The sequence below is a fragment of the Pantoea sp. PNT03 genome (assembly GCF_014852515.1).
Taxonomy (GTDB): domain Bacteria; phylum Pseudomonadota; class Gammaproteobacteria; order Enterobacterales; family Enterobacteriaceae; genus Pantoea; species Pantoea leporis.
The window spans coordinates 111271-131575 of record NZ_JACVBT010000006.1 but is presented as its reverse complement, the minus strand read 5'-3'; the positions used below and the strand labels follow the sequence as shown (position 1 = coordinate 131575).

The following is a 20305-nucleotide window of genomic DNA, read 5'->3' as shown; positions in this document are numbered from 1 at the left end:
CCGATGAAAACCCTGTACAGTCAATTACCTGCTATCGACAGCCTGCTGCGCGATCCCGCGCTGCAGCCGCTGCTGGCGCATCACGGAACCGCCTTCGCCACGCGCCAGCTGCGCAGCATGCAGCAGGAAGCGCGCGACCACATTCAGCAGCACCAAACCTTGCCAGAGTGGCACCTGAACTGGCCGGATGAAGCGCTGCGCCGCAGCCAGCAACAGCAGCAAAGTGCGCTGCGTCCGGTGTTCAATCTCACCGGCACCGTGCTGCACACCAATCTTGGCCGCGCACAGCTGAGCGATCGCGCTATCGACGCGGTGGTGAATTGCCTGCGTCAGCCGGTCACGCTGGAATACGCGCTGGATGAAGCGGCGCGTGGCCACCGCGATCGTGCGGTCAGCGCGCTGCTGTGCGAGTTAACCGGCGCGGAAGCGGCCTGTATCGTTAACAACAATGCCGCCGCCGTGTTATTGATGTTGGCCGCGTTAGCGCCGGGGCGCGAAGTGATTGTCTCGCGCGGCGAGCTGGTAGAAATTGGCGGCGCCTTCCGCATTCCTGACGTGATGCGCCAGGCGGGCTGCAAACTGGTGGAAGTGGGCACCACCAACCGCACGCACCTGAAAGATTATCGCGCCGCCATCGCGGAAAACAGCGGCCTGCTGATGAAGGTGCACACCAGCAATTATCAGATTCAGGGCTTTACCCATGCGGTAACGGAAGCAGAGCTGGTTGAGCTGGGTGACGCTTATCAATTGCCGGTGATCACCGACCTTGGCAGCGGATCGCTGATCGATATGACCGAATTTGGTCTGCCGGCTGAACCGATGCCGCAGCAGCTGATCGCCGCAGGCGTCAGTCTGGTAAGTTTCTCCGGCGACAAACTGCTCGGCGGTCCGCAGGCGGGGATTATCGTCGGCAAGCAGACGCTGATTGATCAGCTCCAGTCGCATCCGCTGAAACGCGCGCTGCGCGTCGACAAAATGACGCTCGCGGCACTGGAAGCCACGCTACAGCTCTATCGTCAGCCGGAAACGCTGCGTGAAGCCCTGCCGACGCTGCGGCTGCTCACCCGTCCAGTGCAGGATATTCAGCAACAAGCTGAACGATTGCTGCCCGCGTTACAACAGATTTATCGAGATGACTTTTCGCTGGCGATTGCGCCCTGTTCATCCCAAATCGGCAGCGGATCGCTACCGGTTGAACGCCTTCCCAGTTTCGCCCTCACCTTCACGCCACGCGATGGGCGCGGTAGCCAGCTCGTCAATTTGTCACAGCGCTGGCGCAGCTTAGCGCGCCCGGTGATTGGCCGCGTTCAGGAAGGCAAACTGTGGCTGGATCTGCGCTGCCTTGATGATGAAAGCGCGCTGATTCAGGCCTTAGCGTCATGATTATTGCCACCGCTGGACACGTCGATCACGGCAAAACCGCGCTGCTACAGGCATTAACCGGCGTGGATGCCGATCGCCTGCCGGAAGAGAAACGGCGCGGCATGACCATCGATCTCGGCTACGCGTACTGGCCGCAGCCGGATGGTCGCGTGCTCGGCTTTATTGATGTGCCAGGCCACGAGAAATTTCTCGCCAATATGCTGGCGGGCATTGGCGGCATTCATCATGCGCTGCTGGTGGTGGCCTGCGACGATGGCGTGATGCCGCAAACCCGCGAACATTTGCAATTGCTGAGCCTGGCCGGACAGCCGCCGCTCAGCGTGGCGCTGACCAAAGCCGATCGCGTGGACGAAGCGCGCATCGCGGAAGTCCAGCGGCAGGTGGCGCAGCTCACGCAGCAACTCGGCTGGCCGGCGGTGCCGCAATTTGTCACCAGCAGCCACACCCAGCAAGGCATCGGCGCGCTGCGCCAGCATCTCAGCACGCTGGCGGAACCGGCCTTCGACTCTCGTTACCGTTTCCGTCTCGCTATTGATCGCGCCTTCACGCTGAAAGGCAGCGGATTGGTGGTCACCGGCACCGCGCTGTCGGGCGAAGTGAACGTCGGCGATACTCTTTGGCTTAGCAGCCTGAATCTGCCGCTGCGCGTGCGCGCGCTGCATGCGCAGAACCAATCGGTGACGCGCGCGCAGGCCGGTGAACGTATCGCATTGAATATCGTCGGCGATGTGGAAAAAGCGCAGATCGCGCGCGGCGACTGGCTGCTGTCACAGGCCAGAGCGGAAGGCACCACGCGCTTAACCGTGGCGCTGCGCTTGCTGCAGCCGCTGAAGAGCGCGTCGCAGCCGATTCATCTCCACCACGCCGCCAGCCACGTCACTGGACGCATCACGCTGCTGGCGGATGATGTCGCGGAACTGGTGCTGAACCAACCGCTGTGGCTGGCCGAGAACGATCGGCTGATTATCCGCGACAGCAACGCACAGCACACGCTGGGCGGCGCGCGCGTGCTGCTGCTCAACAGTAAAAAGCGCGGCAAACGTCAGACGGAGTATCTTGCCTGGCTGCAGCAGCTGGCCGCCGCACAAGATGATGACGCCAGCCTGCAGGCGCATCTGGCCTATCAACCGACAGAACGGCGTGACCTGGCATGGGCGCGCCAGCTTACCGAGCCCGCGCTGGATGCACTGATCAAGCATGCAGCACCGGTGCAGCTTGATAACGCGCTGATGAGTGCCGCGCAGGCAGCACAATGGCGGCAAAAGCTGCTGGAATCACTGGCGCATTTTCATCAGCAGCATCCCGAGGTGCCGGGCATCGGCCACGATCGTTTGCGTCGTGTGGCAATGCCGCATCAGCCTGCGGAATGGGTGTTAGCGCTGATTGATCAACTGCTGGCGCAAGGTCAGCTACAACAGCGACAAGGCTGGCTGCATCTGCCCGACTTCGAACCGCGCTTTAATCCGCAGGAAGAAGCTCTTTGGCAGCAGGTCGGCCCGCTGTTTGGCGATCAGCCGCTGTGGGTGCGCGATATCGCGCTGGCGCTGCAGCAGGATGAACAGGCGATTCGCTCGCTGCTGCTCACTGCTGCGCGGCTCGGACATATCACCGCGATCGTTCGCGATCGCTACTATCGCAGCGACCAGATCCAGATCTTCGCCGATCTGATTCGGAGCCGTGCCGCGCAAGAGGGCAGCACCAGCGCCGCCGACTTCCGCAACCAGCTTGGCACCGGGCGCAAAGTGGCGATACAGATTCTGGAATTCTTCGACCGCAGCGGCTTCACCCGCCGCCGTGGTAACGATCATCTGTTGCGCGACGACCGCCTGTTTCCCGTATCATCTGCCTAAAATCTCTCGCGTTGCCTCGCAGTTCAGCCTGTAACTGCGCTGCAACGCGCATTCCCTGTTGCGCAAAAAAGTGCCAGAATGTAAGAAATACTCTTACACGGGATGACGATGATGGCACGTACCATGACGATCGATTTAGGCGATGAACTGCGCGAATTTGTTGAATCTCTGGTTGAATCCGGCGACTACCGTACGCAAAGCGAAGTGGTGCGCGACTCGCTGCGCTTGCTGCGTGAGAAGCAGGCTGAATCAAAGCTGGAGAATTTAAAAAAACTGATTCAACAAGGGCTGGATAGTGGCGTAGCTGAAGACTGGGACATAGACGTTTTTCTTAACAGAATGAGAGCCAGGGTAGGCATTGATGAAAAGGATGATCAAGATAATGAAGGAAGCCGATGAAGATTTAGAGTCGATCTGGTTTTACGGCTATTGGAACTTCGGCAGCAAAAAAGCGAAGCAATATGTGCTCATGCTGCATCAACGTTTTAGTCAGCTGGCCACAAATGAGTTAGGCCGTAAGCGCGCAGAGTTGGGCAAAAATGTATTTGCACTACCGCACCGGGAACATGTCATTTATTACCGCTCGGAAGTTGAAAAGGTATTTATTGTGCGTGTGCTACATCATTCGCAAGACGTCTTAGTTCATTTTACTCAGCTTCACTGGCTTTAAAAAAAAGGGACGATCTCTCGTCCCCTTTATTTTGTAGCATCGCCATTCATGGCGACCACGCCAATTACTGCAGCAGCGAAATATCCGCCACCTGCAGGAACAGCTGGCGCAGCTGTGCCAGCAGCGTCAGACGGTTAATTCGCACCGCCTGATCGTCAGCGTTCACCATCACTTTATCGAAGAAGTTATCTACCGCTTCACGCAGCTGCGCCAGTTCAACCAGCGCATCCTGATAGCGACCTTCTGCAAAGTACGGCTGCAGCTTGTCGCCCAGCGCGGTCACGAAGGTCGCCAGCTGGATCTCTTCGTTCTCTTTCAGCAGGGAAGCCTGCACGCTGTCGTTCAGGGTTTCGGTCGATTTCGCCAGGATGTTCGACACACGTTTGTTGGCAGCAGCCAGCGTGGCGGCCGCTTCCAGCGTACGGAAGTGCGAAACCGCCTTCATGCGCGCATCGAAATCAGCCGGACGCGTTGGACGACGCGCCAGCACCGCCTGAATGGTGTCAACGCTGTGGCCCTCTTCCTGATACCAGGTACGGAAACGGCCCAGCATAAAGTCGATCACCTCATCGACCACTTTGGCGTTGCTCAGCTTGCTGCCGTACAAACGCACCGCTTCTTCGGTCAGCGTTTGCAGATCGAGCGGCAGATTTTTCTCCACGATGATACGCAGCACGCCCAGCGCAGCACGGCGCAGTGCGAACGGATCTTTGTCGCCTTTCGGATGCTGACCGATACCGAAGATACCCGCGAGGGTGTCCATTTTGTCGGCAATCGCCACGGCGCAGGCCACAGGATTTGACGGCAGATCGTCACCGGCAAAGCGCGGCTGATACTGCTCATTCAGCGCCACAGCCACATCTTCCGCTTCGCCATCGTGGCGCGCGTAGTGCATGCCCATCACGCCCTGGGTGTCGGTGAACTCGAAGACCATGTTGGTCATCAGGTCACATTTCGACAGCAAGCCCGCGCGGGTAGCGTGGTTCACATCAGCGCCAATCTGCGCGGCAATCCAGCCAGCCAGCGCCTGAATGCGATCGGTTTTATCACGCAGCGTACCCAGCTCTTTCTGGAACAGTACGGTTTCCAGACGCGGCAGATTATCTTCCAGACGCTTTTTGCGGTCGGTGTTGAAGAAGAACTCGGCATCCGCCAGACGCGGGCGCACCACCTTCTCGTTACCGGCGATAATCTGCTGTGGATCTTTGGATTCGATGTTGGTGACGAAGATGAAATTCGGCAGCAGCTTGCCCGCCGCGTCGTACACCGGGAAGTACTTCTGGTCACCTTTCATGGTGTAAACCAGCGCTTCAGCTGGCACCGCGAGGAACTTCTCTTCGAATTTCGCCGTCAGCACCACCGGCCACTCCACCAGCGAGGTCACTTCTTCCAGCAGGCTTTCGCTCAGATCGGCGATGCCGCCAATTTTCTGCGCTGCCGCTTCCGCATCCGCTTTGATTTTGGCTTTACGCGCCGCGTAATCCGCCACCACTTTACCGCGCTCCAGCAGCAGCTGCGGATATTGATCGGCGTTGTCGATGGTGAATTCTGGCTCGCCCATAAAGCGATGACCGCGAATCACGCGATCGGACTCAATACCGAGAATCTTCGCGGGAATCAGCTCATCGCCGAGCAGCAGCGTGACGGTGTGCACCGGACGCACAAACTGCACGTCGCTCGCGCCCCAGCGCATCAGCTTAGGAATTGGCAGCTTGCTCAGCGCGGTAGCCACCATAGCGGGCAGCAGCGCCTGCGCGCTTTCGCCGGTGATGGCAGCGCGATGCACCAGCCATTCACCTTTATCCGTGCTCAGACGTTCGGCCTGCGCCACAGTGATGCCGTTACCACGCGCCCAACCTTCGGCCGCTTTGGTGGCGTTGCCATCGGCATCAAACGCGGCGGCGATTGCCGGGCCACGTTTTTCAACTTCGCGATCCGGCTGCGCGGCAGCCAGCTGGGCCACTTTCAGCGCCAGACGGCGCGGAGCAGCAAACCAGCTCACTTCGCCGTGCGCCAGACCGGCGCTATCAAGTTCAGCAGTGAAATGCGCAGCAAAGGCTTCCGCCAGACTGCGCAGCGCTTTCGGAGGCAACTCTTCGGTGCCAATTTCCACCAGGAAAGTTTTATCGGTCATGGCTGCCTCTTACTTGTTTTTATTGCACATCGGGAAGCCAAGCGCCTCACGGGACGCATAATAGGCTTCCGCCACGGCTTTCGTCAGGGTGCGGATACGCAGGATATAACGCTGGCGTTCGGTAACCGAAATCGCTTTGCGGGCATCCAGCAGGTTAAAGCTGTGCGCCGCTTTCAGAATGCGCTCGTAAGCCGGCAGCGGCAGCGGTTTTTCCAGCGCCAGCAGCTGCTGCGCTTCTTTCTCATACTGCTCGAAGCAGGTGAAAAGGAAGTCAACGTCAGCGTATTCGAAGTTATAGGTCGACTGCTCCACTTCGTTCTGATGGAACACTTCGCCGTAGGTGGTTTTACCGAACGGACCGTCGCTCCACACCAGATCGTAAACGCTGTCTACGCCCTGAATGTACATCGCCAGACGCTCCAAGCCGTACGTGATCTCGCCGGTTACTGGCTTACACTCGAGGCCGCCAACCTGCTGGAAGTAAGTGAACTGCGTCACTTCCATGCCGTTCAGCCACACTTCCCAACCGAGTCCCCACGCGCCCAGCGTTGGGTTTTCCCAGTTGTCTTCGACAAAGCGAATGTCGTGGATGGTGGGATCCATACCCAGCTCTTTCAGCGACCCAAGGTACAGCTCCTGAAGGTTGTCCGGGTTGGGCTTAATCACCACCTGGAACTGGTAATAGTGCTGTAAACGGTTCGGGTTTTCACCGTAACGTCCGTCGGTCGGACGACGAGATGGCTGCACGTAAGCGGTCGCCATCGGCTCTGGGCCTAAGGCACGCAGACAGGTCATCGGGTGTGAGGTGCCGGCGCCCACTTCCATATCCAAAGGTTGGACAATGGTGCAGCCTTGACGCGCCCAGTAATCCTGCAAGGTCAGGATCAGGCCCTGAAAGGTCTTGGTATCAAACTTTTGCATGTTGAATTCGCACGCGATACGGATCGGTTAAAAAAAGAGTGCGCCAGTATACCCTTTGACCGCGGATTGTGCAGCCGGAAATCCAGGCCAGTGCGCAGGCGATTACGGCAAGGTTTAACGGGCAAAAACAGAACAATAAGAAAATCGTATACGATTCACACTCATCGCGAGCACTCGTCATAAAATTTTCATTAAAATCTTACATATCATAGTCTTGATCGATATATCAGCGAATCCTATTACGTGATGAATATCACCTTTTTGACCTAATGGTTAAAAATTGCGCGTTGACACTCGTATAATCGTATACGAAATTGCGGTGAAACAGGTTTGCTTGAGATTTCACCATGAAGATTGCGTTGAGTTATCCCGGCATGAACGCCAGCGAACGCCCAATGGGGCCTGCGCCGCTCTCCGCCGCCGTGCTGCATGAACCAATGTTGTTCATTTCCGGCCAGGTGGCGATTGATCCCTACAGCGGCGAGATTATGGGCAACGACATCGCCAGCCAGACGCGTCAGGTGTTGAAAAACGTCGGCGATCTGCTGAGCGAAGCGAACATGGCCTTCGACAACGTGGTCCGCGTCACTGTTTACCTGACCGATCTCAGCACGTTCAGCGCGATGAATGCCGCTTACAGTGAATTCTTCCGGTTCCCCTTCCCGGCGCGCGCCACCGTGGGCATTCAACTCAACCATCCTGACCTGCTGGTCGAGATGGAAGTGACGGCGATGCGCTGATGCATATTCATATCGAGAACGACGCCAGCGCACCGCGCGCACTCCATCTCTCTGTCGAGCAGCTGCAACTGCAGCTCGACGCGCATCCGCCGTTGCGCAGCCACTTTACGCTGAGCGAAAACCGCGATCCGGCGCAGACCGCCGACTTCCTCGCCCGCTGCGACATTCTGTGGAGCGGCCGTAAGCTGGCGCTCGATCAGTTCAGCACGCCGCGTCTGGGTTGGGTGCAGGTGATGTCCGCTGGCGTTGAGCAGTGGCTGGCGCACTGGCCGCAAGGCGTGACGCTCACCAATGCTTCTGGCGTACACGGCGATAAAGGTGCCGAGTTCATTTTGATGGCGGCGCTGATGTTCAACTTCGGCATTCCCGGTTTTCTGCAGGATCAGGCGCAGCGTGTGTGGCGTCCGACCTTTGGCGGCTGCGCACGCGGCAAAACCGTGCTGCTGCTGGGCGTGGGCGGCATTGGCGCCGCGGCGGCAAGTCTGCTGACGGCACAAGGCTATCGCGTGATTGGCGTGACGCGCAGCGGCCAGTGCGATGCCAAGGTGGCTCGCTGCATCCGCATTGATGCGCTAGACGAGGTGTTGCCGCAGGTGGATGTGGTGGTATCGACGCTGCCGCTGACGCCACAAACCCGCAATCTGTTCGATCGCCGCCGTCTCAATCTGCTGCCCGCACGCGCTGGCATCGTGATTGTTGGCCGCGCTGATGTATTTGATTACAGCGCGATGCGCGAAAAACTCAACGTAGGCGAACTGGCCGGCGCGGTGCTGGATGTCTATCCGCAAGAGCCGCTACCGGCCGACGACCCGCTGTGGCACACGCCCGGCGTGGTGATGACACCGCACTGCAGCCTTGACGATCACAGCGCCTACCTCGCCGGTTGCCTTGACGTGTTTATCGATAACCTGGCGCGCTTCCGCCACGGACAACCGCTGCGTAATCAGGTTGATCCGGCACGAGGTTATTAACCCCCGATATTTCCGTAGGGTCGCCATTCATGGCGACCACCTAAAAAAGCACCAAAGACGTTCATAAATCACAAGGTCATCGCTTTCTCATTCACCAGCATCAGGGGAACCTTATTATGAAATTTGCACGCACTGCTTTGTTAATCTCTGGTCTCAGCGGCAGCTTACTGGCGGGCATCTCCAGCGCCCACGCAGCCAGCACCGATCCCATCACGCCTGCCGCCAGCGACTTCGCGGCGATGGCGCAGTGCAAAGCACTGCAAACCAAATATCCCTCGCTGAAAGGCAAAGATCTGGTCGTCGGCCTCGGCGGCTACACCAAAGGCTTTGAAGCGCCATCGGAAAAAGATCCCAGCATCATTGAAGGTCTCGATCCTTCCCTGTTCGAGCGCATCAGCAGCTGCCTCGGCGCGAAACACAGTTACCAAAGTGGCTCGTTCAACGTGCTGCTCACCTCGATCGCCAGCGGACGCGCGGATATCGGTCCGATGCTGTACGTCACCGAAGAACGCATGAAGCAGATCGCCTTCGTCGCCTCAATGCAGGTGCAGGATGGTTCGGTGCTGGCACAGGGCAATCCGAAGAAAATCAACAGCGTCGATGATCTGTGCGGCAAAACCGTCGCCGCCGCTGCGGGTTCGTACGAAGCCAACAAACTGGTGCCGGAACAAAGCGCCAAATGCAGCGCCGCCGGTAAGCCCGAAGTCAGCATGTTGATGGTGCAAAACACCGACAACAGCATTCAGGCGGTGAAAAGCGGTCGCGCGGACGTCTATCTGACCGAAGCCGGTTCCGCTGTTGCCATCGCCAAAGCGGACAAATCGCTGCAAAGCGGCTTCACCGTGGATCTGCCGATCATGGTGGGCTTCCCGATCGCCAAAGACAACGCCACGCTGCGCGCGGCGGTGCTGGACGCGATGAAGGTGATTCAGGCGAGCGGCGCACAGAAAAAACTGCTCGATTACTGGGGCCAGGGCAGCGCTGCCGAGCGTCCAGTGGTTGCGCGTGGTTAATGCATAAACTCAGCCGCCTCGGGGACGAAACCGAGGCGCTGAGGAGGATAACGCCTTGGATGATTTTCTTAAGTACCTGACTTTCCCCTACTTGTGGGAAGGCGCTGTTATCGCCGTGCAGCTGCTGATTGGCGCGCTGGCGGGCGGCATTGTGATTGGTTTTTTCCTGGCGTTAGCCAGCAGCTCAAAGCACGGGTTTATTCGCGTGCCGGTGAAGATTTACATCTATACGCTGCGCGGCACGCCGGTGCTGCTGCAGCTGATTTTGCTGTACAACGTGCTGCCGGAATTTGGTCTGCGTTTGAGCCCGTTCACCAGCGCGCTTATCGCCCTGATGATCAACGAAACCGCCTTCTGCGCCGAAATCATTCGCGGCGGCATTATGGCGACCGATCGCGATCAAAGCATGGCGGCGCAGGCGTTCGGTTATTCGCGCAGCAAAGAGATGATTCACGTGGTGATCCCGCAGGCGCTGCGCGCCATTCTGCCCACCATGGGCAATGAAACCGTCGGCCTGCTGAAATCCACCTCGCTGGCTTCGGTGGTGGGCGTCAATGAGCTGACGATGCGCGGCCAGGCGATTGTGTCGCAAAACTTCCTGTTTATTCCGGTGCTGGTCGCGTCGGGCGGCATCTACCTGATTCTTTCCACGCTGCTGGCGGGCGGTCAGTGGTGGCTGGAGAAGTTCTACAACCTTGATGAACGTGCGCGACGGGCGCGCGCGCGCCTGGCGAAACTGCCGCCGGAAGCAGACGTAATGCCGATGCAGTTACCAAAACGGCGCTGGGATACGCAAACCGCCGCGCCGGTGCTGGAAGTGAATCAGCTGTGCGTCGACTACGCCGGTAAAGCGGTACTGAAATCGCTGTCGTTAACCGTCCGTCGCGGCGAAGTGGTGGTGCTGCTTGGTCGCTCCGGTTCGGGCAAAAGTACGCTGCTGAAATCGATTCTGGCGCTGACGCCACGCAGCAGCGGCACCATTCAGACTGAAGGCCACTTCATGGGCAGCGACGAAAACGGTCGCGCACTGGCGCCGCGACATCTGCCGGTCAACCGCGCCAAGTCGGGCATTGGCATCGTGTTCCAGCACTTCGCGTTGTTTGATCACCTTACCGCGCTGGAAAACGTGATGAGCATTCTGCTGCGCGTGCAGGGCGCACAGCCGGAAATCGCGCGCGGCAAAGCGATGCGCGCGTTGAAAATGGTAGGACTCGGTGATTTCGCCGCCTCGCTGCCGCACGAACTCTCTGGCGGACAGAAACAGCGCGTCGGCATTGCGCGCGCGCTGGCGGCAGAACCGCAAATCCTGCTGTTTGATGAACCGACTTCCGCGCTCGATCCCGAACTGGTGCGCGAAGTGAACCAAACCATGCGCAGCCTGGCACAGACCGGCATCACCATGATCATCAGCACCCACGACATCGCGTTTGCGGCGGGCGTTGCCGATCGGGTGATGTTCCTGCAGGATGGCGCGCTGATTGAAGAAGGCCCGCCGACGATTCTGCAAAATCCGCAAACGCCAGCGTTTGCCACCTTCCTTGAACATGAAAATGCTGCGGAGGCGCCACATGCCAACGCGCTTTGAACTCACGGCACGCGAGCGCCTCGGCGATGCGCTGTTCCGCTATATGCAGGGCCAACCGGCCGATGCGCTGGGTAATGAACCCGATGCCAATCAGCAGGCGCTACGCCGCTTTCGTCTGTTACCGCGCGTGCTGCAGGGCAATGAAAGCATCGACACGCAGATTTCCCTGCACCAGCAAAACTGGTCCGCGCCGATTGGCGTCGGCGCGTTTGCCGGTGACCGAATTTTTCACGACGAAGGGGTGCTGCCGATTGCGCGCGCCTGCAAACGTCTGCAACTGCCGCTGGTGATCTCCGAAGAGAGCGTCACAACGCTGGAGCAGATTGGCGCCGAGTACGATCGCTGCTGGCTGCAACTGCGTGCGGCGGGCGATGTCGGCCGCATCAAAGCCTTAATCGATCAGGCCGCGCAGGCCGGATTTAAAAATATCGTGCTCACGGTGCTGGCGCCGGTGCATCCGGTGGCCGGGTTACAGCCCGGCGGCTTCTCTATCGGCGACGCCCTGAAACAGCGCGGCTGGCACACCATCGGCGGCACGCAGCCGGGTGTTGCGCCGCTGCCCGCTTTCCCGGTGTGGCGCTGGCAGGAGATTGATGAGGTGGCAGCACACTGCGCCGATCGCCAGCTTCCACTGTGGCTGAAAGGCGTTCTGCATCATGACGATGCGGCGCAGGCCGCGCAGCACGGCGTCAGCGGAGTGATTGCCTCAAACATCGGCCTGCGCCAGAGCGCGCGCTGGGCTACGCCGGTCGATCAGCTGCCCGATTTGCAGGCGGTGACGCGATTGCCGCTGCTGCTGGATGGCGGCGTACGCTGCGGCAGCGATGCGGTGGTGGCGCGCTGTCTTGGCGCGTCGCTGTCGCTCAGCGTGCGCCCGATCATCAGTGCTTTAGTCGCCGGTGGCGAGAGCGCGGTGTTCGATCTGCTTTCCGGCTGGATCAATGAAGTTACGGCCATTAGTCATTGGTGCGGCGTCAGCGATATGGCGGCGCTGAACGGTAGCTTTATCACCGAGGAGCGCTACTGATGCAGACACTGATTTTCAACCAAGGCGATGCCAGCGAATCCCGCATCTATTACTGCGCGCACTATCTGGCGCACAGCCTCGGCCTGTTCGCCGCACAGCAGCTGCAGGTAATCTTCACCACCAGTGAATCAGGCGGGCATACGGTACAAGGCGGCCAGGTTCCCGCAGTGCTGAATCGCGACGCCGATCTCACGCTGGGCGGCCCGATGGTGGTGATGAAGCATTTTCAGCAGCACGGCGCAGAGTTGCAGTGTTTCTGCGCCTCGGTGGCGGCCAATCCGTGGTTTCTTGCGGCGGCGCAGGCGCAGCCCGATTTTCAGCTCAGCGATCTGCGCGGCAAACGTGTGCTGGATGTCGGCAATGTCGGCACCGCCACGCTGACGTTCCGCTGGCTGCTGGCGCGTCACGGTTTGCAGGATGACGTTGAGTTGATCGCCGGCAGCGGCGATCAGGCGCGGGATTTCACCGCCGTGGCCCAAGGGGCAGCTGATTATGCGCTGCACGCCATGCATATGCTGGCGCCCGCCATCGCCGCCGGACAACTCCACAGCATCAGCAGCCTCGCCAGCGTGTGCGGCCACGTACCCTGGAGCGCCTACATCGCCCGCACCGATGTATTGCAGGAGAAAGCCACCGCTTTCGCCGCCTTCTCCCGCGCCATTGCCCAGGCGCTGACGTGGATCGCCAACCATGACGCCACTGCGCTGGCGCAACAGGTGCAGGCGTTTTACCCCGATTATCCGCGCGAGGCGCTGGTGCGCGGCCTCGCGGCCTATCAACAGGCTGGCGTGTTTGCGCCAGATTGCGTGATTCCGCGCGCTGAGTTTGCGCATTTCAGCCAGCTGTTAACTGCTATCGGCTGGCTCGACTCTTCACAGCCGGTGCCGTATGCGGCGCTGGTGACGCAGGCAGGAGCAGAATGATGAAACAGCTGATTATTAATGGTTTGGTGGTGACAGAAACCCGCGCTGAACTGGCCGATCTGCTGATCGAAAACGGCAAGATCAGTGGCGTGTTATCGCCTGGCGCCATCACGCACGGCGTTGACGAGGTGATCGATGCACGTGGCTTGATCATCGTGCCCGGCGCGATTGACGTGCATACCCATTTCACCGGCTCGCACGATTTCCCTGAACAGGAGCTGCGTGAAGGCACGCGCGGTGCGGCGGCGCACGGCGTCACCACCATCGTCGAGATGCCGCATTCTCTGCCACCGGCCACGTCGCTGGCTAACTTCAGCGCCAAAAAAAGCTGGCTGGCAGACAACTGCTCGGTGGATTACGCCCTGTGGGCTGGGTTAGATGGAAATAACGTGCATGAACTGGTGGCGCTGAATCAGGCCGGTGCGCTGGCCTTCAAAGCCTTCCTGTGCAGCGGCGCACCCAACGGCGACGCCACCGACGAGAAAGGTTTGCCGCGTCTCGACGATGACGGCCTGCTGCGCGCCATGCGCGAGTTGGCCACGTTCGACGGGCTGATTGGCGTGCACGCTGAGAATCACGAGATTTTGATCGGTGCCGGCAGCGAACAGCGCCGCGCCGGACGCAAAGATGCGCGCGCTCATGCGCTGGCGGGGCCGGAAATTGCCGAGATCGAAGCGGTGGGACGCGTGTTAGCGATTGCCGAAGATACCGGCGCGCGCTGCCATATCGTGCACGTCAGCTCGGCGCGCGCGGCGGAAACCATTGTCGCTGCCAAAACCCGCGTACGCGCCAGCTTCGAAACCTGTCCGCACTATTTACTGCTCGACGAAGACGATCTGGTGCGCATCGGCCCCAACGCGCGCTGCGGCCCACCGATCCGCCCGCGTCCGGTGGTGGATGCGCTGTGGCAGGTGCTGCTGCGCGGCGATATCGACATGATCGCCTCTGACCATTGTCCGTACACGCCCGCACAAAAACAGGCGGGTGAAGCCAGCATCTGGGAGGCGGGCATGGGCCTGACCGGCGTGGAAACCCTCAGCCCGATGTTCTTCAGCGCGGCCCATATTGAACGTGGCGTGGCGCTCAGCGAGTTTGCGCGCATGACCGCCAGCGGCCCGGCCAAAGCCTTCCAGCTGTGGGGCAAAAAAGGGGCGATTGCGCCCGGCTTCGACGCCGATTTGGTGTTCTACGACGCCAGCCAAAGCTGGACGGTGCGCGGCGCCAATTTTCAGGGACTCGGCAAGTGGAGCGCATTTGAAGGGATGCGCTGTCAGGGTAGAGTGGTGCGCACATTGATTCGTGGCGTCACGGTATTCCAGGATGACCAGATGCAGGTTGAACCCGGCTTCGGTCAATTCGTGACCCGACAGGTTTAAACAGGATAAACAACATGGCAGGAAAACCCTCTACCGCTCGTCGTAAAAACAGCGCCCCGCTGGCGCAGGACGCGGCCACCGATAACAGCTGGAATAGCGCGCGTCCGCGCACGCTGGTCGATCACGCCGTGGATGCCATTCTCAGCGCCGCCTCGCGCGGCCTGATCCTGCCCGGCGACCGCATCGCAGAACCCGAGCTGGTGGCGAAACTCGGTATGAGCCGCGTGCCGATCCGCGAAGCGCTGCGCATTCTGGAGAGCCAGGGCATTGTCACCAGCGAGCCGTATAAAGGTATCCGCCTGATGGAGATTTCGCATCAGCGGCTGGAGCAGATTATCGATGTGCGCATCCCGCTGGAGACGCTGGCCTGTCGTCGGGCGATTGAGGCCGGACGCAACAGCGCTGAGCAGCTTAATCAGCTCTATCAGGGCGTGGCGCAGATGCAGGCGATGATGCAAAGCGATAACGTTTACGGTTTTGCCTCCGCCGATACCGATTTCCACCGCACGCTGTGCAGCTTCGCGCACAACCCGGTGCTGAGCAATTTGTGGGAGTCGATTGCCCGTCAGCTGACGGTGATTTTCGGTCTCTCCACCATGGGCAAATCGATGAGCGACATCATTGAGGAGCATCAGCGGCTGATTAATGTCTTTGCCGATGGCGACATCGCCAAAATGACCGACGAGGTTGAGAACCACATCCGCATTCAGGCGCTGGACGTGGATTACGAAACCCTGATAACACAGCGCCGACAGCACCGTTCCGCTCTCGGCTAATTTCGCCTTGCCTTTACACCAGGGAAAACACCATGAAAATCATTAACGTTGAGGCGTTTTACCTGCGCCTGCCAGTGATTGAGCAGCGCACCGACAGCTCTCAGGATGCGCTGCTGATCAAAATCACCACCGATGCCGGCATCACCGGCTGGGGCGAAGTCGATGGCAGCCCGTATGTCACCAAAGCCATCATTGAAGCGCCCTATTCGCACACCATGGTCACCGGCCTGAAGTCGCTGTTAATCGGCGAAAACCCGCTGGAAACCGGCCGTTTATGGAAGAAGATGCACAAAGCCACCCTCTATTACGGCCGCAGCGGCGCGGTACTGCAGGCGATGGCCGGCATCGACATCGCCTTGTGGGACATCAAAGGTAAAGCACTCGGCAAGCCGATTGTTGAACTGCTGGGCGGCGCCATGCGCGACAAAATGCGCGTTTACTCCTCCAACATGTTCCAGTTCAGCGTGGAAGAGACGGTCGCGCGCGCGCAGCATGCGATGGATACCGGCCATAGCGGCGTGAAGTTTGGCTGGGAGCCGTTTGGCACTGACGAAGCGCTGGATCTGCGCTATCTCGACGCCCTGCGTAAAGCGATGGGCGACGATGTGGATCTGATGCTGGATGTCGGCCACGTGTGGGATGCCAAAACCACCATTCGCCGCAGCCAGCGCTATGAACACCTCAATCTGTTCTGGATTGAAGAGCCGCTGCATCCCGATAACTACGCCGGTTACGGCCAGGTCTCCGCCGCCTGCCAGCAGCATATCGCCGCCGGTGAGCAAGAGTGTTCGGTAACGGGTTTCCAGCGCCTGATAGATGAAGGCGGCATCGATATCGTGCAGATCGACCTGACGCGCACCGGCTTTACGCAGGCAATGGAGATCGCCAGCTACGCGCACAGCCGTGGACGCAAAGTGTGCAACCACAATTTCACCACCGACATTAATACCGCTGCCTCACTGCATTTCCTGTGCGCGATTGAGAATGCGCTGGTGATGGAGTATTGCGTCGAGCCGGGCGAAATCAGCCGCTCGCTGGCGAAGAATCCGGTGCGCATCGCCGACGGTTACGCGTGGCTGCCGAGCGAGCCAGGCCTCGGCGTTGAACCCGACGAAGCGGTGATCGAGACGTTTTTGGTGCGTGATTAATGGCTGTCACCGCCTAACAACGAAGCACACATTGTAGCGGCGCAATTTATTGCGCGATAAATCGCGCCGCTACGCAGTGCGCGCGAATTGATTCTGGTGTCGAGTGTCGAATAACAGAGTGATCTGAATTACAACGCTAAAGGTTGTTGGCGCGCTGCTCACTGGCTACCCTTCTTCGCAGCCAATGCAAGAGGGTGCCATGCAGCAAAAAATTTACTGGATCGACAACTTACGTGCGGTTGCCTGCCTGATGGTGATCGTCATTCACACCACAACCTGGTACATCACCGGACCGATGGCGGTGACAGGCCTGAGCTGGGATGTGGCGAACCTGCTTAACTCAGCGTCACGCGTCTGTGTGCCGCTGTTCTTTATGATTTCAGGCTATCTGTTTTTCGGCGAACGCAGTGCACAAGGGCGGCATCTGCTGCGCATCGTGCTGTGCCTGCTGTTCTACAGCGCGGTGGCGCTGGCCTATATCACCTGGCTGACGCCGATCAGCGAAGGTCGATCGCTGCTCAAACTGCTGCAAAGACCGGTGTTCTATCACCTGTGGTTCTTCTTCGCCATTATCGGCATCTATCTGTTATCCCCGCTGATTCAGGTGAAAAGCGTGGCACCGCGCTATGTCGCGATACTGGTGATCGTGCTGGCGGTGCTGGCGAATCCGAATACCGTGAGCCAATCGCTGGGACCGTTCCACTGGCTGCCGGTGAATCTGTATGTCAGCGGCGACAGCATTTACTACCTGCTGTATGCGCTACTCGGGCGCGCGATTGGCTGTATGGAGACCGACAAGCACAGCGTCAGCTGGCTGGCGGGATTGGGCTTTGTGGCCTGCGTGATTGGCATTGCGCTCGGCACCAAACAGATGCTGAAAATCAACGGCGCGTTCAACGATACCTGGTATCTCTACTGCGGGCCGCTGGTGTTTATTGCCGCCATCAGCCTGTTGATTCTGTTCAAAAACACCCTGAATCAGCGCGCGCTGCCGGGGCTCGCCACCCTCTCGCGCTATTCCCTGCCGATCTATGGTTTTCACGCGCTGTTTATCCACTTTCTGCGTACTCATCACTACGACGACATGTCGCGCCCGTGGCTCGATTTGCCGTGGGTGATGGGCACGACGCTGATCGGTAGCCTGCTGCTGGCGATGGGATTACAACGCGTGGATAAGCGTCATCTGGTGAGCTGATCGTCCCAGCGCTGGTGCGCGCGGCGCAGCTGGCGTGCCGAGGAGAATCCGGCGGCCAGCGCCGCTTTCTCCGCCGCTTCGCCCTGCTGCTGGCGTTGCCGCGCAATCACTAAGCGCAGCTGTTCGTGGTATTCGCGCACGCTGATGCCCAGATGCTGGCGGAACAGGCGCGTCAGATGACGCTCGCTGACGTGCGCCCGTTCGGCCAGCGCGGTAAGCGACCAATCATGTTCGGGATGGGCAATCATCACATCCTGCGCGCGATGAATCGCCGGATGCATGTGATTGCGATAGCGCAGCCACGGCGACAGTTGCGGATCGTCGCCGGAACGGCGGAACCACACCACCATTTCGCGCGCCACTTTCAATGCCTGCGGCGCGCCGCACAGCCGATTGATGAGATGCAGCGCCAGATCGATACCCGCAGTAATGCCCGCGCTGGTCCAGATGCCGCCATCTTCGACGAAAACCCGGTTATCTTTTACCAACGCCGCTGGCGCTGTCGCTTTCAGACGCGGTAACACATCATGATGCGTGGTGCATTGGATGCCATCCAGCAATCCCGCCTGCGCTGAGAGCAGTGCGCCGGAACAGATGCACACCAGCGTGATGCGCTGATCGGTAATCGCTGTCTGCTGCTGGCGCAGCCAGTCACGCGCTTTCGCGGCCGGTTCGGTGTCGAAACAGACGCGCGAATCGTGTACGCCAGGCACCACCAGCAGGCTGTTATCCGGCAGTTGTGCGGGCAAGGGCGCGATGTCGGCGAGGGTCATGCCGGTGGAGCACAGCACGCTTGGCTGCGGACCGATGTAGTACAGCGCGAAGTGGCCGTCGGCCAGCTGCAGGGTTTCAGCGGGGCCAGTGAGATCCAGCGCCATCACGCCGGGAAGCACGAGAAAGAAGACGGACTGCGGCATGGTGAGCTCCGGTTGGGTTTGGTGTGTTTTTCCCCCCTCACCCTAGCCCTCTCCCGCAAGCGGGAGAGGGAACCGATCGAGCTAATAACTCCCTCTCCCGTTTACGGGAGAGGGTTGGGGTGAGGGCAAATCAGGCCACTACATTTAACACAAAACCCCAATCATACCCGATAAAAACTCCAACACCCTGCCAAATCCAGCCATCACTCTCCCACATCAAGACATCAACGGCTGCAACTGCTGATACAAGTGCGCAAACACCTCGCGCTGTGGCCGATACGCCTGATGCCGCGCCGCATCCGGTTGATGCCGCTGCGCCAGTTCCAGCGACGGCCATTCGCTCGCCGGATCAACCGCCAGCTGCGCCAGCCGCGCCGCACCCAGCGCCGGACCGACTTCGCCGCCATGACAATAATCCAGCGTTTGCCCGCTGATATCCGCCAGCATCTGACGCCAGTACGCACTTCGTGCGCCGCCGCCAATCAGCATCACGTTTTTCGGCTGCACACCGCACTCATGCACCGCATCCATGCCTTCGGCCAGCGCGAAGCCCACGCCTTCCAGCACCGCGCGCGCCAGTTCTGGTCGGCCATGCTGATGCGTTAAACCAAAGAACGCGCCCTGCGCCTGCGGATTGTTATGCGGCGTGCGCTCGCCAGAAAGATAGGGCAGGAACCACACTGGCGGCACATCGCTGCGCGCTTTTTCCGCCTCACTCAGCAGTTGCGGCACATCGGCGCAGCCGGTCAGCGCCGCCGCCCAATCGAGGCAGGAAGCCGCGCTCAGAATCACTGACATCAGATGCCAGCGCTGCGGCAGCGCGTGGCAAAAGCTGTGCACCGCACGCTGTGGATTGCTGAGATAGCCGTCGCTCACCAGGAAATAGACGCCCGACGTGCCGAGCGACAGCATGCCTTGTCCCGGCTCAACCATGCCGACGCCCGCCGCGCCCGCCGCGTTATCGCCACCGCCCGCCACCAGCGGCACGCTTGGCATGCCCCAGCGCGCGGCGACATCTGGCAACAAGGTGCCGGTGATCTGATTGCCTTCAAACAGTTGCGGCATCTGGCTGCGTTGCAAATCGCAGGCGTTGAGCATCTCATCGCTCCAGTCGCGCTGCGCCACATCCAGCCACATCGTTCCCGCCGCGTCCGACATGTCGCTGGCGAACTCACCGCTCATGCGCAAGCGCAGATAATCCTTTGGCAGCAGCACTTTAGCTACCTGAGCAAAAACCTGCGGCTCATGCTGTTTTACCCACAGCAGCTTAGGCGCGGTAAAGCCAGGCATCATCAGGTTGCCGGTGATGCGACGCGAATCCGGCACGCGCTTCTCCAGTTCCTGACACTGCTCGCCGCTACGCCCGTCATTCCATAAAATCGCCGGACGCAGCACCTGACTCTCGCTATCCAGCAAGGTGGCACCGTGCATCTGCCCGCTCAGGCCAACCGCCTTCACGCCGCTGAGATCGTGCTGCTGGGCCAGCGCCTGCATGGCACGATCGGTCGCCCGCCACCAGCTTTCGGCATCTTGCTCGCTCCATAACGGCTGCGGCCGCGACACCTCCAGCGGCGCACTTTCCACTGCAATCACTTTGCCGTGCGCATCCAGCAATGCCACTTTCACGCCGGAGGTGCCTAAATCGATGCCGATAACCATGCTGCGCTCCTGAAAAG

The 20305-nt window shown here is 59.8% G+C and carries 18 protein-coding genes; 14 read left to right on the top strand and 4 right to left on the bottom strand.

Annotation, left to right across the window (positions count from 1 at the left end; translation table 11 throughout):
* Window positions 1–3: 3 nt before the first annotated feature.
* The 4 genes from selA to IB226_RS20315 all read left to right on the top strand — a co-directional run bounded on the left by selA (window position 4) and on the right by IB226_RS20315 (window position 3903).
* Window positions 4–1383, top strand: a complete 1380-nt coding sequence (selA, locus tag IB226_RS20330; protein WP_192236844.1) for an L-seryl-tRNA(Sec) selenium transferase — start codon at window positions 4–6, stop codon at window positions 1381–1383.
* Complete coding sequence (gene selB / locus IB226_RS20325; protein WP_192236843.1) at window positions 1380–3233, top strand: selenocysteine-specific translation elongation factor; 1854 nt, start codon at window positions 1380–1382, stop codon at window positions 3231–3233. The genes selA and selB overlap by 4 nt, the downstream gene beginning before the upstream one ends.
* 111 nt (window positions 3234–3344) lie before the next feature.
* Entirely contained in the window at window positions 3345–3632 is a 288-nt protein-coding gene (locus IB226_RS20320; protein ID WP_137386832.1) for a type II toxin-antitoxin system ParD family antitoxin, read from the top strand.
* Window positions 3616–3903 carry a type II toxin-antitoxin system RelE/ParE family toxin gene (locus IB226_RS20315; protein ID WP_246862543.1) on the top strand — a complete coding sequence of 96 codons (288 nt, stop codon included), beginning with the start codon at window positions 3616–3618 and terminating at the stop codon, window positions 3901–3903. The genes IB226_RS20320 and IB226_RS20315 overlap by 17 nt, the downstream gene beginning before the upstream one ends.
* A gap of 64 nt (window positions 3904–3967) precedes the next feature.
* On the opposite strand, the gene glyS is transcribed toward IB226_RS20315, so the two are convergent.
* Entirely contained in the window at window positions 3968–6037 is a 2070-nt protein-coding gene (gene glyS, locus IB226_RS20310) for a glycine--tRNA ligase subunit beta (protein WP_110867868.1), read from the bottom strand.
* Window positions 6038–6046: 9 nt separating this feature from the next.
* Window positions 6047–6958 (bottom strand): glycine--tRNA ligase subunit alpha, encoded by a 912-nt coding sequence (gene glyQ / locus IB226_RS20305; protein WP_008105242.1) that lies wholly within the window; start codon window positions 6956–6958, stop codon window positions 6047–6049.
* A gap of 347 nt (window positions 6959–7305) precedes the next feature.
* Between glyQ and IB226_RS20300 the strand changes: the two genes are divergently transcribed.
* The 10 genes from IB226_RS20300 (at window position 7306) to IB226_RS20255 (ending at window position 17712) form a co-directional block, all read left to right on the top strand.
* Entirely contained in the window at window positions 7306–7698 is a 393-nt protein-coding gene (locus IB226_RS20300) for a RidA family protein (RefSeq protein WP_192236842.1), read from the top strand.
* The gene (locus IB226_RS20295) at window positions 7698–8669 is read left to right on the top strand and encodes a D-2-hydroxyacid dehydrogenase (protein ID WP_192236841.1); all 972 of its coding nucleotides are present in this window, start codon (window positions 7698–7700) and stop codon (window positions 8667–8669) included. The genes IB226_RS20300 and IB226_RS20295 overlap by 1 nt, the downstream gene beginning before the upstream one ends.
* 116 nt (window positions 8670–8785) lie before the next feature.
* Complete coding sequence (locus tag IB226_RS20290) at window positions 8786–9682, top strand: transporter substrate-binding domain-containing protein (RefSeq protein WP_101763846.1); 897 nt, start codon at window positions 8786–8788, stop codon at window positions 9680–9682.
* A gap of 55 nt (window positions 9683–9737) precedes the next feature.
* Window positions 9738–11267 carry an amino acid ABC transporter permease/ATP-binding protein gene (locus IB226_RS20285; RefSeq protein WP_192236840.1) on the top strand — a complete coding sequence of 510 codons (1530 nt, stop codon included), beginning with the start codon at window positions 9738–9740 and terminating at the stop codon, window positions 11265–11267.
* Complete coding sequence (locus IB226_RS20280) at window positions 11251–12294, top strand: alpha-hydroxy acid oxidase (protein WP_192236839.1); 1044 nt, start codon at window positions 11251–11253, stop codon at window positions 12292–12294. The genes IB226_RS20285 and IB226_RS20280 overlap by 17 nt, the downstream gene beginning before the upstream one ends.
* Complete coding sequence (locus IB226_RS20275) at window positions 12294–13217, top strand: ABC transporter substrate-binding protein (protein ID WP_192236838.1); 924 nt, start codon at window positions 12294–12296, stop codon at window positions 13215–13217. The genes IB226_RS20280 and IB226_RS20275 overlap by 1 nt, the downstream gene beginning before the upstream one ends.
* Complete coding sequence (locus tag IB226_RS20270; protein WP_192236905.1) at window positions 13217–14593, top strand: dihydroorotase family protein; 1377 nt, start codon at window positions 13217–13219, stop codon at window positions 14591–14593. The genes IB226_RS20275 and IB226_RS20270 overlap by 1 nt, the downstream gene beginning before the upstream one ends.
* A 14-nt stretch (window positions 14594–14607) precedes the next feature.
* Window positions 14608–15369, top strand: a complete 762-nt coding sequence (locus IB226_RS20265; protein WP_101763851.1) for a GntR family transcriptional regulator — start codon at window positions 14608–14610, stop codon at window positions 15367–15369.
* A 32-nt stretch (window positions 15370–15401) separates the two neighbouring features.
* Window positions 15402–16517, top strand: a complete 1116-nt coding sequence (locus tag IB226_RS20260; protein ID WP_101763852.1) for a mandelate racemase/muconate lactonizing enzyme family protein — start codon at window positions 15402–15404, stop codon at window positions 16515–16517.
* 199 nt (window positions 16518–16716) lie between these two features.
* Window positions 16717–17712 (top strand): acyltransferase, encoded by a 996-nt coding sequence (locus IB226_RS20255; RefSeq protein ID WP_192236837.1) that lies wholly within the window; start codon window positions 16717–16719, stop codon window positions 17710–17712.
* Here IB226_RS20255 and IB226_RS20250 read toward each other — a convergent pair.
* Both IB226_RS20250 and xylB read right to left on the bottom strand, forming a co-directional pair.
* A complete protein-coding gene (locus tag IB226_RS20250; RefSeq protein WP_192236836.1) occupies window positions 17697–18629 on the bottom strand; it encodes a GlxA family transcriptional regulator in 933 nt (310 codons plus the stop codon). The genes IB226_RS20255 and IB226_RS20250 overlap by 16 nt on opposite strands.
* Window positions 18630–18845: 216 nt before the next feature.
* Complete coding sequence (gene xylB, locus IB226_RS20245) at window positions 18846–20288, bottom strand: xylulokinase (RefSeq protein ID WP_192236835.1); 1443 nt, start codon at window positions 20286–20288, stop codon at window positions 18846–18848.
* Window positions 20289–20305 lie beyond the last annotated feature (17 nt).